The sequence below is a fragment of the Parasutterella muris genome (assembly GCF_009767915.1).
In the GTDB taxonomy this organism is placed as follows: Bacteria; Pseudomonadota; Gammaproteobacteria; order Burkholderiales; family Burkholderiaceae_F; genus Parasutterella; species Parasutterella muris.
The window spans coordinates 17,712-35,496 of sequence record NZ_WSRP01000009.1 but is presented as its reverse complement, the minus strand read 5'-3'; the positions used below and the strand labels follow the sequence as shown (position 1 = coordinate 35,496).

Here is a 17,785-nt window from a genome sequence, read left to right as displayed (position 1 = left end):
GAAACCATGAAGCGATTCAAAAAAAACTATTCTGAGTATCGCAAGGTTTTTGACTTTCTTAAAGACAAATGATTCAACCAATCACCATTGAGTCTTTAATACAGATTAACGAAATACTTACTCATCAGCCTTGTACCGAAGAGAGAAAGGGAAAAGTTAAAGGGTGTTTGAGTAGTTATTTTTATTACGAAACGCCCGAGGAGCAGGTCACAAGCATTGTTGTTAGTTTAATCAAGGGACATTTCTTTTTAGACGGGAACAAAAGAACGGCTTTGTCTGCTTATCTTGATTTGGCCGAAAATAACAACTTACCATTGCTTGTGAACAAAGACGCTCTTGGGGAGCTTTTTATTGAGATCGCTTCGACTCACAAGAGCATCTCGGAATACTCACAACTTCTCTTCCCGAATCAATAAAGAAATGCGATTTCCTAATATTTTTGACTTGACGTATGGCAGACAATCTTTATAATTAAGTAAACGATTACTTATAAATAAGATTGACGATGCTTCTAAAAATCACAAGTTTGTCGGCGTTTGACAAGACTGAAATTGTCCACTACTACAACAATGAAACCAACGAGATATTTGATGCCCAACTTAAGGAAGTCGATGTCGCCGCATTGACGGGTATTGAAAAAAAACCGTATAAAACTTGTGACAGAGCATTATTCCCGATCAAAAAGACAAGGAGTTTGTCAAAACTCAAAATACAGCTAGGTTTGAAATGCAACTTTAATTGCTCCTATTGTGCCCAAGCCGAGTCTAGGCATCTATCTAAGAGCGATTCTTTGGGTGACGCCGAGTCATTCATTGCTTCTCTCTGCCGAGAAGAACTTTCAATTAAACCTGGCGGGCGAATTGAGTTTTGGGGCGGCGAACCCCTTGTCTACCTTAAAACGCTCAAGAAGCTTATTCCTGCTTTGAGAGATATGTATCCCGAAACAGAGATGCATATCATCACAAACGGGACTCTTTTGACTTATGAACTTGTTGATTGGTTCATCGAACACCGTGTATCTCTTGCTGTCTCACATGATGCTCAAGGCTATTGCTTGAGAGATTTGGTGGACCCGCTAACCGTCACAAGAATTAAAAACGTGTGGCTTTATGCAAATCAAAAGTTCAGAGAAGCAGGTTTAAGTTTCGGCTTCAATGTGGTAATCACGAGAGCTAATTGTGATTTGCTGAGAGTCTACGACTACTTCCAAAGGCACTTTTCGCCAGAAACGAATTTTGGCTTTGAAGGTATCGTACAGCCTTCGACGCCCTGCGACATTCTTTCTGAGAAAGACGCAGAGACTCTCGAAATCCACATTAAATACATCTTGCTTTATCACCAAGAACAATTTAAGAGCATCACGGACTCAGTGAATAAGGTTTTGAGGGCGCTCGCAACCAAGAGACCGATTTCAATGGTTCGTGCCCGTTGTGAAGCACCGAACTCAGACGTGCTTGTGGTTGATTTAAAGGGCAATGTGATTTCCTGTCAGAACTATTCACATGCAACTCACAAGATTGGTGAATTGTCGAATTATGACAACATCCTCTCAGCGCAGTTCAGACATTGGAAACACAAAGATATCGGTTGTAAAGATTGTGTCGTTGTTCAGTTTTGTAAAGGAGGCTGTCCGTTACAAAACGACGAAAACTGCATAAACGACAACATTTTTCATTTAGCAATTTTCAAAACAGCATGGTTTTTGCTTTTCCAGGCTGATATTCAAAAAATAGAAAACTTCGAATCCTTATGATAACTTCCATCATTAAAAGAGACGGTTCAATTGAGCCGTTCAATCCCGCAAAGATTAGTGAGGCCGTTGCTAAAGCGGGCGTTGCAACCAATGAGTTTGGAACAATGGTTGCAAATGAAATTGTTCGTCAAATGGTCATTCCCGCAATCAACGCCCACAAGGGCAGAACAATTTCTGTAGAAGAAGTACAAGATATTGTAGAAAAGGCGCTTTTCAATTCTTCGTTCGAAAGCACCTACAAGGCTTATGCAATTTATCGTCACGAACATACTAAAGCTCGTGAAACGAAGAAAGTCGCTGTAGATGTCGAAAGCTCTATCAACGAATACATCAATCAGGACGATTGGCGAGTTAAAGCCAATGCTAACCAAGGTTATTCCCTTGGCGGAATGATTCTGAACGTCAGCGGAAAGGTAGTCGCTAACTACTGGTTAAGTTCGGTTTACCCGAAAGAAGTTGGACTTGCTCATCGAAATGGAGACTTCCACATTCATGACTTGGACATGTTGTCTGGTTACTGTTGTGGCCACTCGCTAAGAGCACTGCTTAATGAGGGCTTCAATGGTGTGCCGAACAAAGTATCAAGTAATCCGCCGAAGCATTTAAGTTCTGCTCTATCTCAAGCAGTGAATTTTCTCGGCACGCTTCAGAATGAATGGGCAGGTGCCCAGGCTTTCAGCTCCTTTGACACTTACTTAGCTCCGTTCGTTCGTCTTGACAATCTTCCCTATGAAGAAGTCAAGCAGAACATTCAGGAATTCATTTTCAACTTGAATGTTCCAAGTCGATGGGGCACACAAACTCCATTCACCAATTTGACTTTCGATATTCATTGTCCTGACGATCTGAAAGAACAGCATCCGATTATTGGCGGAGAAGAAGTTGATTTCACATATGGCGAACTTCAAAAAGAAATGGACATGATTAATCGTGCCTATATCGAAGTCATGACAGAGGGCGATGCGCAAGGGCGAGTCTTCACTTTCCCAATCCCAACTTACAACATCACGGATGATTTCGATTGGGACTCCGAAAACTCCAAACTTATGTTTGAAATGACAGCTAAGTATGGCCTTCCGTACTTTCAGAATTTCATGAACTCTGACCTTGACCCGCACATGATTCGTTCTATGTGCCCGCTGGCTCCCACTACCAAGCTTAGGGTAAGAATCGGCGAGGTCTTGGAATGCACTGTTGATATTGGCAAATTGTCGGGCATTAAAGACAAAATTGAAGTTCTCTATAAAAACGAATGGCACAGAGCAAAATTAGTTAGAGCTACAAAGCAAAAGACTAGAAAGATTTTCTGCTCTAATGCCGAATATGTGGAAATGGGGGTTCATCACCTTCAGCCCGTGATTATTGACGGAAAGGTCGTTACGCTTGCTGGCTCAGATCTAGCTTGCGGAATGAAACTGCCAAAAGACGATTCTTGTCTCGATTACACAAGAATCATTGATATTCAGGAAGGTGAAGAAAGGGACGACCTTTACTGTTTTGAAGTTGAGAACGAAGAACATCTTTTCACACTTGCGAACGGTTTGGTAACTCATAATTGCCGTCTCCGCCTTGATTTGACAGAGCTTCTGCATAGAGGAAATGGTCTTTTTGGTTCCGCTGAGCAGACAGGCTCTATCGGGGTTGTAACGATCAATTGTGCTCGTCTTGGTTATTGCTTCAAAAACGATTGGGAAGGGCTTTTAAAGCGTTTTGATTACCTCTGCGACCTTGCTAAAACAAGTCTTGAATTAAAGCGCAAAACGATTACTCGTCTGATGAAAGAGGGGCTTTACCCGTATACCAATCGTTATCTCGGCGGCTTCAAAAATTTCTTCTCGACTATTGGCGTTAACGGCGTCAATGAAATGATTAGAAACTTTTCTGGTGACGAATATGACATTACAAGCGTACAGGGCCACACTATGGCGGTAGAGCTTTTACAGCACCTGAATAAGCGCATTCAGCAGTATCAGGAAGAAACGGGCAATCTCTATAACAGCGAAGCGACACCTGCCGAAGGCACCGCTACTCGTTTTGCAAGAGAAGACAGAAAACGCTTCCCAAATATCATTCAAGCTGGAGCAGAAGGCGAGCGTTACTACACCAACTCAACACAGTTGCCCGTTGGTTTTACTGACGACCCGTTTGATGCTTTAGACCATCAGGAAGACTTGCAGAGACTTTATCTTGGAGGAACTGTACTTCACCTTTACATGGGAGAAAGAGTTTCGTCTTGGAAAGCGGCAAGAGACATTGTGAAGAAGACATTCTCTCACTATCAGCTTCCGTACATCACCATTACACCGACATTCTCAATTTGCCCTAAGCATGGCTACATCGCTGGTGCACATGAGTTTTGTCCCAAATGTGATGCGGAGCTAATCACCAAAAAGATGAAACAGAGGGAGAAAGAAAATGCTTAATGAAGGTTATGACGACTGGTTCCGACAAGAAGGTTGGGGCTGGTAACAAACAAAATGCACCCTCTTGATATTGCTTTTATTGGTCTGCTTCTGATTATGTTTGGAAGCGACAGTGTGCAGTTTTGCGGATGTGTGCTTTTAATACTTGCGGCTTTTAAATAGGAGAAAAAATGAATAACGAAAAAGAAGAAATTGAACTGAAAGACGAAGAACGTCAGCCGTGCGAAGTGTGGTCGAGAGTCATGGGTTATCACCGACCTGTTTCTTCTTACAACATCGGTAAGAAGGGCGAATTTCATGAACGCAAGTACTTTACAGAAGACAAGTGCGGCCTGAAGAAAAAAGACGAATGACAAATTACGGTCTTCCTTACAGAGGTTCCAAAAGCAAGTTTGCTGAAAAAATCATCAGCAAACTCCCCTCTGGGGGCGTGTTTTACGACCTCTTCTGTGGTGGCGGGGCGGTAACTCATAGCGCAATGCGAAGCGGCAAATGGGATTTGTTTGTGATGAATGACATCAATACCGCTCAGTCTCAGCTTTTCAAAAACGCACTGGAAGGGAAGTACAAAAACGCTTATGACTGGGTTGGGCTTCAACAATTCAATGCGCTGAAAAACAAAGACGCTTTCATCGCTTCGGTCTGGAGCTTCAACAGCAACAAAAGAAGCTACTTCGTGGCCAAAGACCTTGAAGAACCCTATGAGATTTTGCACAAAACAATTGTCTGCGAAACTCCAGAAGAACGCTTTTCGTATTTCAGAAAGCTGGCAAGGGTTTTGAAAAAGAACCCCGATCTAATCGACAACATGATTAGAAATCCAGTTGTTGGAAGAATTGCTCGTTATAGCGGCGTCAGCAATATTGCTCTTGATTCTTCAAAACTGAAAATCTACAGCTGTGATTACAAAGAAGTGCCTCTGACTGAACAAGGAGTTATTTATTGCGACATTCCTTATTCACGTTCGGAGCTTTACAAAGGTGACGACGGTGAACGGAAAAAGTTTGACTATGAAGATTTTTATGACTGGTGCGAACAACAGACTCTTCCAGTTTTTATTTCTGAATCAAATATGCCGCTAGACAGATTTGATTGCATTGCAATCATGGGACAAAGAGTATCGGCATTTGCAGGAACGGTTGCAACGGCAACAGAAAAACTCTGGGTTCCCAAGCATCAAATTACATGAGGACAATAAATGGTTCAACGATATACAGAGATTCCGAGTTCGGAAAAGATTCGAGACTCTCTTCAGCCGCTTCTAAACAACGACAAAACAGCAATTTCTTGTAACTCTGGTACGACATTCCCGACTACAAATGTTTTTGACGGAATGCTTTGTTTCAGAACTGACGAAAAGAAACTTTATCAGCTGATAGACATCAATGATTTAAAGAACGGATGGAAGCTGATCGCTGATCTGAATGGCGAGTTCCGACATATTGAAGGTGGCGCAGGCAACGCAATAAACTATGACGCCAAGGACTTGAATCTTTGGCAGAAGATGCCTACTGGCTTCTATGAAGGGACAAACATGCTTAATGCCCCTGAAGGCGATAAGCAGTGGCGAGTTCTACAATTCAGACATGGTAATTCTGACGGTTGGGCAACTCAGCTAGCGTTCAGTTTCAATCATGACATCATCATGGTTAGAACTGAAATCGGCGGCGACTGGACTCCGTGGGGCAGAATTTTCTCAGGTTCCACATCAGGCGAAGTCATCAAAGGTATGAACGCTGAGAAAGTTAGTGGATATAAGCCAGGAAACGATTCTGGTCAGATTGCTATCAACAATGGCGTGCTCAACACAAGATTGAATGCCGACATGGTTGATGGGCTACATGCAGGAAACGGCAGTAATCAAGTTTCGATTAACAACGGAACGGTTAACAGCAATCTAAACGCTGATATGGTTGACGGTATCCACGCTGGCAATGGCTCGGGACAGTTGGCGGTCAATAACGGCACACTGAATAAAAATCTGAATGCTGAAATGATTGGTGGCTTCAGAGCTAGCGAGTTGGTGAAAATTGCTGGTGACGGAAAGGTTAACAACCTCCAGGTTTCGCACTCGAATTCTCAGACGTCAAAAATTTCCAACGTTGACGGCTTGGACTACAACGTTTACACAACTCCGAGACAGACGACGACGAAATTTCATAGGTGCAAGGTCGACACCTTTGATGACACGTATGACGTTTTTACTGACTCAGGCGGCTCAGGCGATCTGACTTTGCATCGTACTTTTTTAACAGTTGATACCCTTCCAGAGCTGACAGGAAACGGGAACTACAACATCAACACAATTCTTAAAGCGCTGGTTAAAGCCTCGCATTCTCATCAAGTAATAAGAGAAAGATACAAAGCCAACTGTAATTGTGATTGTCGCTGTGATTGTGATTGCAATGACGACAATTGTGGAGAATAAAAGTGGAACAAAGACCAAGAAGACACATTATCAGTCATAAATTTCCATATGACGTCACGAATTATGCGGCTGACAAAACACGCTTAGCAATGCGTGTTCTTGAAAAAGTCTCGACGCTTTCAGAAGAAATCGAGGAAAAGGTTATGCGCACGCCAGCAAATGGAATTAATCTTTTGCATTCCACGCTGAAACTCGCAACCAACAATGCGTCACTCAATAGAGTCAATGTCAATTTTTCTTTTGAAATTGACGGCGAAAGATACTTCATCTTGCTCGAAGAGATTTTTGACAAAGAAGAGTCGCTCATTCGCAAATCATTTGTTCCAATGGGGAACATTGCTTTTGTTGTCAAAAAGAACGAAGGTATTTTGTCTCTAATTGATACTCAGAAAGAATCTTACATTTCACGCTACCGTTCGGCCTATCAGGCAATTTCTATGGGCCGAACAACCCTTGGTCAAATCTTTTGCCGAGACAAGAGAGACAACGTTGACGAATGCGCCATGTCGTTTTCTACAAAGCCAAACGGCAAGATGATTACCAATCTCAGAGTTGATGACAACACAACCCCTTCTGAGTTCGTCAATGAAAAAGTCGGTGCTTCACGCTACTTAAACATTCTCCCGAGAATGACAGCGCCCGATCACTGCAAGCCCAATGAGCTTGTAGAAATCGAAGTCCAGTTTTATCAAGGCAATACAGATAAAAAGATTGGCGGCGTGGACTGGGACGGCTTAATAATTGAAGCGGTAGATGGGTACGCTCCTCACAAACGAGTCAAGATTCGTGACGGCAAAGGCAAGTTCAAAGTCAGGGCGCTTGACTTGGTTGACGGCGACGTTATGAGAATCAAATTAAACACAAAATGGTATTCGGACAAAGCTGAATGCAAAATCAAAGTTCTTTCAAATCCGTAAATCTGCTTTTCGGCTCGGCTTGCAATCTGCGTTGCGGCTACTGTCTTCAGCAAGAAGAGGGCGAGAAGATGAATAAAAAAGGCGATTCGAAAGGGTTCGCCTCGCAATTCCTGTCCTACCTTGACAGAACAAATACGAAGATCACTTCGCTTCATTACTGGGGTGGGGAGCCGATGCTTTATTGGAAAATCATTAAAGCAGTTTATGAAGAACTTCAGCCTGTCATTCAGGCAAAAAGAAATCGAATTACTACAAACGGAACGCTGATTACAGATGAATATGTCGATTTCTGCAATCAGCATCCCGACATCTTCACCGTCGTCTCTTTCCATGACGGAGACATTAGTCCAGAGCAGTGGAAGATAATCGGGAGACTTGAAAACTTTTCGATTGAAGCGCTCATTCATCACAAAAGAGTCAGCCCTCTGCTTCTGAAAGATGATTATGAGCGTATTTGTGAGCTAATCGGGAAAAGACCACCAATTGGCTTTGACATGATCAAAGCGAACAATGGATGTCATTCTAACTATTGGATGACACACGAAGATGTCATTGCTTACTTTCAAGCGATGATGGGAATTTATGAACTGGCCAATTTCGAGCAAGACCTCTTCTGCAAGACTGTCATTGCTCATTTTTTGTATCGCTATCAAAAGGAACTGAATTACAAGGGGAGAAAGCCGAATCCATGCGTTAACGATAGAATTCTTTCTGTAGACCTGTTCGGCAACACATACAATTGCCACCATAACAATAGCCCGACAAACATTACGGGCAACATTTTTAAACCTTATATCCCAATCAAACCCATCTCGTTCAATCTGGCTAAATTTTCAAATACAAAAGAGTGCCAGAACTGCGAAACCTATGCCTCCTGCGGCGGTGGCTGTTATACATCAAATACACATGATGCGGACTGCCTGTATTACAAACTTCGAGAAAGCATAGCCAAGGTTTGGTTAAAGAACTTAGAAGAACATGAGCGAATTAGAAAACTTCGTCCAAATTTATAACAACCTTAAAGATTTCCCAAAAATTATTGACGTGGCAAATCACTTCCACATCAATGAAAGAACAGTCAGAAAGAAAGCAAAGAAAGCTCGTGATGAAGGATATGTGCTTATCAACAGAGCTAAACAGCTTCTTTCTGAAGACATTAGCTTCTTCAAAGCTGGGTACACAAAAGATGACTGCATTGAAGAGCTTCAGAAAGTTCAAAAGGAAAACGAAGAAAAATTCATCACGAGAAATTTTTATCGCAACCACACACAAACTTCTGATTCGACTTGGAACAGGTTTTTCGGAACATTTGAAGAGTTCAAACGACAGGCTGGACTGACCCTTACCCGCCCTCAGCAACAGCTAGAAAAAGACATTGCAAAACACGCTTCAAGGGACGCATATAAAGCGTTTAACGAAGAAAGACAGCATTATGAAGGTAAGTACCTTAAGCCCAATTCAAATCGCTTTAAAACGGTTCTGATAGCCTCTGACTTGCATGATGTTGAGTGCGACAAATTTTTCTTGAGAACCTTCCTTGATGTGGCAAAAAGGGCGCAACCCGACGTGATTTGCATTGGCGGAGACCTCTTTGATTTACCTGAGTTTGGCAAATATTCTGTTGACCCTCGTGAGTGGAACGTCGTAAATCGCATTAAGTTTGTTCATGACGAGGTGCTGAAACCGATGAGAAAAGTAGCACCTAACTCCCAAATTGATCTTATTGAAGGCAATCATGAATGTATTTCGCTGGACACAGAAGTTCTGACTGATAAAGGCTGGGTTCTGGCACCAAATCTGCGTCTCGATATGAAAGTAGCTAGTTTCTCTCAGTCAGAAGAAAAACTTCATTTCGAAAATCCGATTGCCCTTAAAGGTTTGAAACTGGTACAAGCGGTATTAGTTGAAGGAACGCTTGCAAACGAATGCGTTTCTCTTTCTCACAACATATTTCTTGATGGGAAATTACAGCCTGTAAAACAGTTTGAAAGAAAGGGCTTTAGGGCAAATAGAAAGAAACTGGTGATGAATCTTGAGCACAAAGACTCACCCCCTTTGAGTGATGTTCTTGCGATGATTGAGGGCACAAAGCCAGTTGATTTTGGCGCAATGATGAAGGTCAGCGCTGAAACGCTTAAAGAACTTGAGTCTCATTTGTCAGAGAAATATTTCACTCTCGGCAGAGCTTATACAATGCCGTCAAAAGAGGTTGCCGAAGCTCTTCAAATTGCCTATGTTCTTCACGGCACTCCTTGTGTAGTCAAGGAAATGAAAAAGGAATGGCGTATCAACATTCTCAAAAGATCGCTTAACGCTTTCTGTTCAGTTGAAAGAACCGACAGACAAACAGTTGTGGCAGTTCAGACTGTTGACGGAACACTTATTACAAAGCGTGGTGGAATCGTAAATTTCACTGGCAATTGTCGTTTAATTAAGCACTTGGCAGAAGCAACTCCCGCATTAAGAGCGGTGCTTTCTGATCTGCACGGTTTTACGATTTCAAAACTGCTGGGATTAGACGAATACGAAGTTAATTACATTGCAAAAGCCGATTTACGGGCTTGGAGCAAGCGTGATGAAGAAAAAGAACTCGCAAACAATTACAAGGTTTATTACGACAGTTTTCTCGTTCATCATTTGCCTCAAGCTCGAGATATGGGAATGCCAGGATGTCACGGGCATCACCATAAACATATAGTTTGGAGTTCTTTTTCTCCAACCTATGGAACATATGAGTGGCATCAACTGGGTTGCGGACACAAACGAAGCGCAAGTTACTGCGAAGGCGAAAAGTGGGGATTGGGTTTTGGATTGGTTCATATTGATACCAAGACCAAAGTCACTAATTTTGAATATATCCCCGTTACCAACTTTGCTATTGCTGGCGGTAAGTGGTATGAGCGTGATTTTGCAACCGAATCTCCCATCTAAATATGACAAGAAGAAAAAACACAAGTGAATCCGTAGAGGATTTAGGAAGCCCTAATTCAACCCATATTGAAGGCAAGACAGAAACTCAGAAACGCTACATCGGCGCTATCAAAAGTTTCAAACTGATTTTTGCCACAGGCTCAGCTGGAACAGGCAAAACATGGCTTGCAACAGCAATGGCCGCTCAAGCATTAATGAACGGAAGAACCGACAAGGTAATTCTGACAAGACCTGCGGTAGAGGCTGGGGAAAGTTTGGGTTTCCTTCCAGGAGAAATCAACGACAAGTTTGAGCCGTACTTACAGCCGTTCAAACAAGTTTTGTACGACAGATTAGGCAAGGGCAGAGCTGAATGCATGATGAAGAGTGGCAAAATTCAAGCAATTCCGTTGGCATATCTGAGGGGAATTACGTTTCAGAACTGTTACGTCATTCTTGACGAAGCGCAAAACACTACACCAACCGAGATGAAGATGTTCTTAACTCGAATTGGCGAGAACTGCACCGTCATTGTTAATGGCGATACAACTCAAAAAGACATTCGGGGAGAGAGTGGCTTGATTGATGCAATTGAACGAATCGGTTTTTTACCGTCAGTCAAAGTCATCAACTTCACCAAAGCCGACATTGTTCGCTCAGGTTTGGTTCAGGAAATTGTTGAGGCTTATGAGCGTCCAAAAGAAGATAAACGCCCGTCGAAAGAGTACAAGCGCTTCTATGGGAAAGAGATCAGAAGTTCAGAATTGATGTTGGAGCCGACACCTTATGTCGAAGAGAGGGAGGACCCGCTTGGTCAGTTCCTTTTCAAAAAGATTCGGGAAGTTGTCATTAAGAAATAAATAAGCCGAACGCTAATCTTTTACACCCCGCCACTCATTGACGTTGGCGGGTTTATTTATGGATTGATGAAAACACGAGTACCCTATATATAATATAAATAAGTAATTACTTTTTACTAGAAGTAATTTTTATTGGTCACTCGTGGCGTTTAATTATGGTTAAAACTATACTTCCCTTCTGGTTAGAACCCTACTTCGGGATGGATAAAAGCTTAGAGGAATGTGAGACTTTGTTTCTTTCTTCTTTTACTCCCATACAGCGGGTTTCTGAGTCAGCTCTCTTTTCTTCAAAGTGGTTTGACTATAGAAGACTGCACCCGCTTCAAGCTGATTACTACCTTGCGGAGTGCTACAGACAAAAAGCTCAGTCTTGGATTAGAAAGACAGAGGATTATAAAAGCAAAAAACTGGGCTTGAAAAGGGACTTTTTAGAGTCTAGGGAAGCTGTCAGCATCAATCAGCTAAGAAGACTAGCGGACTCGATTGGCGTTGAATACAAAGCGTTTTTGGGGGCTTTAGAGGGCGGTCTTCGTGTCATGGGAAAGTTAGAAGGGAAATATTATCCCAGACCATCGCTTTTCGTTTACCTAGCGCAAGACAAAGAAGTTTTAAATCTCATCAAGACAGATTTTTGGCAGGGCGACGAAACCTATTACGCAAAGGACCCGTTCTTTCAAAGTGGGCAGTTTATCAGTGACCCGTCACAAATTTTTTTCGAGGACTATTTGTGCGGGCGCATTCACGCCCAAGTGACACCTTTTCAAAAAGCCATGCTTTTAAGAACCTCTATGTATAAGAACAACACAATCAGACTGACAAGAGCTTTACAAGAATTTGGGCTTGGGGTCGTCAAAGAAGCTCAAATGTAGATTTAGGAACTATTGCTTCTCCATATATAACTAATCGCTTACTTATGTATAATTCAAAAATAAAAAGGGAGAAAGTATGAGCGAATCAGTGATTCCCGTCGCTGAGAAAGATGGGAAACCGATTAAATATAAGTTTGATGAAGCGTTTCAAAAAGCGCTTGTGATCTCCGCTTTGCGTGACGAAAATTTCATGCGCAGAGCAAACGGCCTTTTGTTGCCTCAGCATTTTGACAGCACAGCTTTAGCTTTGGGTTGTAAAGTCGCAAAGGACTTTTATGAGCGGTATAAAACCGTGCTGAACGATGCGCTTGTGACAACGACCTTAAAAGACTACATCAAAAAGCATATATTCACAAAGGAAGAAGTTTCCGAGGTCATTCCTGTACTTAAAGAAGCTTATTCTCCAACTGTTTCTCTTCCGCCTTGCGACGCCCTAATTGACCATTTAGTAGAGTTTGCACGTTCAAGCGCCGTTACAGCATCAATTTATGACTCGGTCGAGCTAATTGATAAGCGAGATTGGGCGACGATTGAGAAAAAACTGAAAGAAGCTTTATCAGTTGGGGCAGAGGACGAAGTAAAGTCCTATGACTACTTTGAAGAAATCAAAAAACGAACAGAAACAAGAAAAGACATTGAAAGTGGGATTTTGCCCCCAAGCGGCATAACTACAGGTTGCAGAGAATTTGACGAATGTCTTTATCACAAAGGCTGGGGCCGAAAAGAGCTGTCTTTGATGATGGGTACTGCAAAATCTGGTAAATCCTTAAGTCTCTTGTTTTTTGGACAATCTGCGTGTCTGAAAGGCTATAACGTTTTGTACGTGACGCTTGAAGTCTCAGCAAGGATTATTTCTGATCGAATTGACGCTTGTATTTCTGACACCTCAATGAAAGATTTAGTGTCTCATAGCTTGACGGTTCAAAGAAAGATTGAAAGTTTGCGAGATAAAGCCATTGCAACAAAAGACGATATTAAACCCCAAGTTGGACTCTTTCATATTCGAGAGTACCCGTCGGGCACGCTCAAGGTTTCAACGCTGAAACGTTATCTTGAGTCGATGAGAGAAAAGGGTGTGCAGTACGACCTTATTTGTCTTGACTATGCTGATTTGATGGCGCCAGAACAAAGGTCAACAAACATCACTGAAAACTTCAGAACAATTTATGTCGATTTGAGAGCTTTGGCGTTTGAGTTCAATGTTGCGATGCTGACTGCTACGCAAACAAACAGAGAAGGCTCCAAAAGCAAAGTTGCAGAAATGGAGCATGTGGCTGAAGACTTTAACAAAGTCAGAACAGCTGACATTGTTATCTCTATCAACGTGTCACAAGAAGAAAGAGAGAAAGGTGAGGCTCGTCTCTATTTTGTAGCCAGTCGAAACTCAGAATCAGGACTCACGATCACGGTAAAACAGAATGTCTCAAAGATGCAGTTCATTACCGACGTTGTGAAGGTTGAGGGGAGTCGTGCAAGTAAAACTATCGGTTCGTTTGTTGTACCTGAAACAGAAGGGGTTTAAGGAGAAAATATGAGCATATTTAAACATTGGCCACACATGGACAACCTTTATCAAATTGATAAACAAGCTTTGAAGGACCACGCAAATGATGTCGTGTACATCACGGAAAAATGTGATGGCTGTAATCTTTGTCTGGGCAAAGAACCCAATCAAGATTGGCGCATCTTTTCACGCAATGGCGAAGATTGGTCTCAAAACAGAGATGTTAAAACAGCAATGGAGAGACTCAAATTAATGCTTAACAGTATTGATGTTGCAGTTTCTAAACAGTATCCATACATCAATGGATATGCTCTTTATGGCGAATTAGTCAACAGTCAAAAGCTTCATCGTCTTTGGTATGGTGACAAGAAACCACAAATTCTTTTGTTTGGATTTGCAATTCGCACCGAAATTGGTTGGCGTTTTAAAAATTTTCAAGACTTAATCAACGTTGCGATTCAGCTCAACTTCACTGCGCATCCTACAGATATGACTAGGTTTGTAGTGCCGATTCTGAACAAAAAGCGGCTCAAAGACATTAACTTTGAACAGCTTTCTCAAAATAGCGTACTGACAGAGAACGGAATTTGTGAAGGAGTTGTTCTGCACAACATTAGTTCTGACCTGTCGTTTAAGCTCAAGTTTGCGGGATTTGAAGAAAAAGCAAAATCAAAACCAACAGCTGAAGAGTTGGAATTAAAGCGAACGATCAAAGGCGCCAATAGCTTGTTCGTGAATTACTTTACTGAACAGCGAGTTTATTCGGTGCTTTCAAAAATGAATGCTACAGACGCAAAAGAAATACCAAAAATTGTTAAAGCGCTGACTGTAGATGCAACTGAAGACTTTATGAAAGATCATCCAGAATTTGTTGGTCATGAAGAACTCAAGAAGATTCTGAATGTTGGCGCAAAAGGTTTTTTGCTGGTTAAGAAAGTGCTGAGTCAACAAAATGAATAATTTATCTGAAGCGATTGACGCCCTTGATATCGAATATTGGCTAGATAGAGAAGGTATTCAGTATCGAAAAACAACGGGCAGTCATGGTGTACAGCTCAACGTAAAAACTTGCCCCGTTTGCGGAGGTAGCAAATGGAAAGTTTATCTCAATGCAGAGACGGGGCTTGGCAATTGTTTTCACGGTGATTGTCAAGCAAAGTTCAATAAATGGAAGTTTATTTGCGCTGAGTTAAAAAACCTTTCTAAGAAAGATGTCGCTCGTCATATTCAAGAAGTCTCGCAAGAGACTGGATGGAGACCGAAGAAAGAGGTGAATCATGCTCAAGAGAGCGTGTTCAAAGACACAAGATTTTTCATGCCCTCCATGATTGATATTGCTGAGACGGTTAAGCAACAGGGGGCGGGCTTTGCGAGTGCAAAATACCTTCTTGACAGAGGAATCTCTCTTGAATCGATCGAATACTTCAAGTTGGGCGACTGCACCAATGGGTATTTTCAATATCGAAAACCTGACGGGAATATTGGCTATCAAGATTACTCAGGTCGCATCATAATTCCCATCTTTGACATAAACGGTAAAACCGTCACCTTTCAGGGAAGAGACTATACGGGGATGAGTCCAAAGCGTTATCTGTTCCCGCCAGGACTGAACGCTACAGGCACTCTCTTTTACAACGGTTGGAATTTTGACGGACACGATCAGATTGTTATCGGGGAAGGAGTCTTCGACTGCATTGCCATCAGACAAGCCTTTAGGGGAAATTCTGCGTTTGCAAAAATTCTAGCCGTCGCTTCTTTCGGTAAGCACATCTCACTTAGCTCTGGTGGACAGATCGATTACTTAAGAAAATTGTGCGAAAAAGGGCTTCGTGTGTGTACTTTTATGTGGGACGGAGAAACGGAGGCTCTAAAAGACGCCGCAAAATACGCTTTAGAGGTCGCAAAGCTAGGACTGACGGTGCGTATCGCCGTTTTACCGAAAGACAAAGACCCTAACGAATGTACCCCCTCTGAAATCATCGAGGCGTTCTGGGAGGCAGTTGCTATCAATAAGATAAGCGTTATCAAGTTCCTGCTTTCTTTACGATAAAATATAAGTAAATACTTACTTAAGTAAACAAGATAGATGCAATTGAAATTGAAAAACATTAAACATGGGAGAAATCAATGAATTATGATTCACTCGGTGCGACAGTAAAAATTTCTGACGAAGAAGCAAAAAAAATTGATGGGATTTTAAACAGTTTATCTGCTACTTCTTCACGCAAGGAAAAAGAAGTAATTCTTAAATCAAATGTTTCTTATGCTCCTCTTTGGTATGTTTTTAGAGAAGCGCTGAACCCTTATTACAATTATTTTAATGCTGGTGAAAGAATTATTTCTGAAGAGCAGTCAGACAAAATAAAAGGGTTTTTGATTAATGACATTCTGAAAAGAATTCATTCAAACGAGATTAATTTAAATACCGACGATGGTATTAAATTATTCAGTTCTATGTATTGGGGACTTTCGTTTGAAAGTCGCAAAATTCTCAAAAGCATTGTCGATAAAGACATGCGTGTCGGGGTTGGTGCAAAGACGCTCAACAAGGTCAAACCTGCAATCATTCCCATCATTCCATACATGCGTTGTAGTTTGCCCAATCAGGTTCCGTTTGAGTCAGTTGATTGGTCAAGTGCACTCATTCAAGAAAAATGCGATGGTGCATTTACCAACATCAATAATTATGCTGACAAAGCAGAGTTGGAGCTGTACACCCGCACGGGTATGAAGTATGACCCAAGCCTTTTGTTTGATGATGAGACGAGAGCAATTCTTAGCATTGCTCTTTTGAGCGATCATCAATCTCATGGCGAGATGCTGATTGTTGATAAGAAAACTGGCGAAGTTCTGCCCAGAGAGAAAGGAAATGGGATTCTTAATTCTGTTCTCTCGGGTTCGAAGGTTCCCGACGAATATCGTGTAAAGATGGTCATTTGGGACTCTGTGCCTCTGGACTATGCGTTGACGGGGACAGAATACAAAGTGGCTTATAAAGATCGCTTTGCAAAACTGCTCAGTCAGTACAAAGCCGCATTAGTTCACTTTGCTCAGCATCATTCTGAATCAGAGCCTCTGCTGGTTGAGCATTTAGAAATCGTCAAAACAGAATTGGTCAAGAGTTTTGACGATGCTCAGAATTTTTATCGCAAGATGTTGAATCAGGGCAAAGAGGGCGCAATCATCAAACTTTTCTCTGGCACTTGGAAGGACGGGACTTCAAAAGCTCAAATCAAGATGAAACTTTCGGTTGACTGCGATCTGAAAATCGTCGGTTATGAAGAGGGTAAGGGCAAGTTTGAAAATAATGTTGGCTCTATCGTATGCGCAACCTCTGATGACACGCTTCAAGTTTCGGTTTCGGGGTTTGACGACGCCACCCGATCATTCATCAATGAGCATAGAAACGAGTTCTTAAACTCCATTGTTACAGTGCGCTTTAACTCAATTATGGAACCCGAAGAGGAGGGCGGTAAGTATTCACTTTTCTTACCTCGTTTTGTTGAGTTTAGAAAAGACAAGACTGAGGCTGATGACTTACAGAGAGTGCGAGATCAGTTTGAAAATGCGATTAGGAGTGTTTAATGGCAACCGAAATTGAGGTCAGCCCAGAAGTTGCTAACAAGATTCGCACTTGTGATATGTCTCGTTATGCAGTGATATTTGCTACAGCAATCTTTGGCTCAGTTCTTCATTATTTTTTAATCTCAAATTACATTGAAATAATTGTTATAGATGCGGCTTTTGTTCTTTTGGTTCTGCTCATAAGAAGATGGCATGATGCAATTTTGGGATTGGTTCTGTGCACCCAATACCAATACGAAGTCCACAATTTCATATGTGTCTCAAGAGAAGAGTTGCAGAAAGAATTTTATTTGCGAGTGACTGAGTTCTATAGAGACTTGGTACAAAAAAACGAAGATCTGACTAAGTTCAAAAAGGAGTCTCAAAAAACAATGCTCGAATTAAATCAAGAGAACGAACGTCTCTTGAAAGAAAACGAGCGATTGCTGGACGAACTAAAGAATTTCGGGGTTGGGTAACTCTTTGATTTTTGCGAAAGGGGATGAACTAATTTACTAGTACAGCCCCTTTCTTATTTATGAAAATCAAGTCTTCGT

General features: G+C 41.8%; 16 protein-coding genes. All 16 read left to right on the top strand.

Going from position 1 to position 17,785, the window contains the following annotated elements; genetic code table 11:
* Nucleotides 1-68 precede the first annotated feature (68 nt).
* Nucleotides 69-416: a type II toxin-antitoxin system death-on-curing family toxin gene (locus tag E5987_RS03985; protein ID WP_160334800.1), complete on the top strand. Its 348-nt coding sequence runs from the start codon at nt 69-71 to the stop codon at nt 414-416.
* Nucleotides 417-505: 89 nt separating this feature from the next.
* Nucleotides 506-1,753, top strand: coding sequence for a radical SAM/SPASM domain-containing protein (locus E5987_RS03980; RefSeq protein ID WP_160334799.1), 1,248 nt, complete (start codon nt 506-508; stop codon nt 1,751-1,753).
* Nucleotides 1,750-4,176, top strand: coding sequence for a ribonucleoside triphosphate reductase (locus tag E5987_RS13030; protein WP_237178724.1), 2,427 nt, complete (start codon nt 1,750-1,752; stop codon nt 4,174-4,176). The genes E5987_RS03980 and E5987_RS13030 overlap by 4 nt, the downstream gene beginning before the upstream one ends.
* A gap of 170 nt (nt 4,177-4,346) precedes the next feature.
* Nucleotides 4,347-4,529: an anaerobic ribonucleoside-triphosphate reductase gene (gene nrdD / locus E5987_RS03970; RefSeq protein WP_160334798.1), complete on the top strand. Its 183-nt coding sequence runs from the start codon at nt 4,347-4,349 to the stop codon at nt 4,527-4,529.
* Nucleotides 4,526-5,365 carry a DNA adenine methylase gene (locus tag E5987_RS03965; protein ID WP_160334797.1) on the top strand — a complete coding sequence of 280 codons (840 nt, stop codon included), beginning with the start codon at nt 4,526-4,528 and terminating at the stop codon, nt 5,363-5,365. The genes nrdD and E5987_RS03965 overlap by 4 nt, the downstream gene beginning before the upstream one ends.
* 9 nt (nt 5,366-5,374) lie before the next feature.
* Nucleotides 5,375-6,604, top strand: coding sequence for a pyocin knob domain-containing protein (locus tag E5987_RS03960; RefSeq protein WP_160334796.1), 1,230 nt, complete (start codon nt 5,375-5,377; stop codon nt 6,602-6,604).
* Between the two features lie 2 nt (nt 6,605-6,606).
* The gene (locus tag E5987_RS03955) at nt 6,607-7,521 is read left to right on the top strand and encodes a hypothetical protein (protein ID WP_160334795.1); all 915 of its coding nucleotides are present in this window, start codon (nt 6,607-6,609) and stop codon (nt 7,519-7,521) included.
* Entirely contained in the window at nt 7,491-8,534 is a 1,044-nt protein-coding gene (locus tag E5987_RS03950) for a radical SAM/SPASM domain-containing protein (protein ID WP_160334794.1), read from the top strand. Before E5987_RS03955 ends, E5987_RS03950 begins: the two co-directional genes overlap by 31 nt.
* Complete coding sequence (locus tag E5987_RS03945) at nt 8,500-10,452, top strand: metallophosphoesterase (protein ID WP_160334793.1); 1,953 nt, start codon at nt 8,500-8,502, stop codon at nt 10,450-10,452. Before E5987_RS03950 ends, E5987_RS03945 begins: the two co-directional genes overlap by 35 nt.
* Nucleotides 10,453-10,454: 2 nt before the next feature.
* Nucleotides 10,455-11,291, top strand: coding sequence for a PhoH family protein (locus E5987_RS03940; RefSeq protein ID WP_160334792.1), 837 nt, complete (start codon nt 10,455-10,457; stop codon nt 11,289-11,291).
* A gap of 155 nt (nt 11,292-11,446) precedes the next feature.
* Entirely contained in the window at nt 11,447-12,160 is a 714-nt protein-coding gene (locus tag E5987_RS03935; RefSeq protein WP_160334791.1) for a hypothetical protein, read from the top strand.
* A gap of 76 nt (nt 12,161-12,236) precedes the next feature.
* Nucleotides 12,237-13,682 (top strand): DnaB-like helicase C-terminal domain-containing protein, encoded by a 1,446-nt coding sequence (locus E5987_RS03930; protein WP_160334790.1) that lies wholly within the window; start codon nt 12,237-12,239, stop codon nt 13,680-13,682.
* Nucleotides 13,683-13,691: 9 nt separating this feature from the next.
* The gene (locus tag E5987_RS03925) at nt 13,692-14,624 is read left to right on the top strand and encodes an RNA ligase family protein (RefSeq protein WP_160334789.1); all 933 of its coding nucleotides are present in this window, start codon (nt 13,692-13,694) and stop codon (nt 14,622-14,624) included.
* Nucleotides 14,617-15,714 carry a toprim domain-containing protein gene (locus tag E5987_RS03920; protein WP_160334788.1) on the top strand — a complete coding sequence of 366 codons (1,098 nt, stop codon included), beginning with the start codon at nt 14,617-14,619 and terminating at the stop codon, nt 15,712-15,714. Before E5987_RS03925 ends, E5987_RS03920 begins: the two co-directional genes overlap by 8 nt.
* A gap of 77 nt (nt 15,715-15,791) precedes the next feature.
* The gene (locus E5987_RS03915) at nt 15,792-17,249 is read left to right on the top strand and encodes an ATP-dependent DNA ligase (protein WP_160334787.1); all 1,458 of its coding nucleotides are present in this window, start codon (nt 15,792-15,794) and stop codon (nt 17,247-17,249) included.
* Nucleotides 17,249-17,707 (top strand): hypothetical protein, encoded by a 459-nt coding sequence (locus E5987_RS03910; protein ID WP_160334786.1) that lies wholly within the window; start codon nt 17,249-17,251, stop codon nt 17,705-17,707. The genes E5987_RS03915 and E5987_RS03910 overlap by 1 nt, the downstream gene beginning before the upstream one ends.
* Nucleotides 17,708-17,785: the final 78 nt, after the last annotated feature.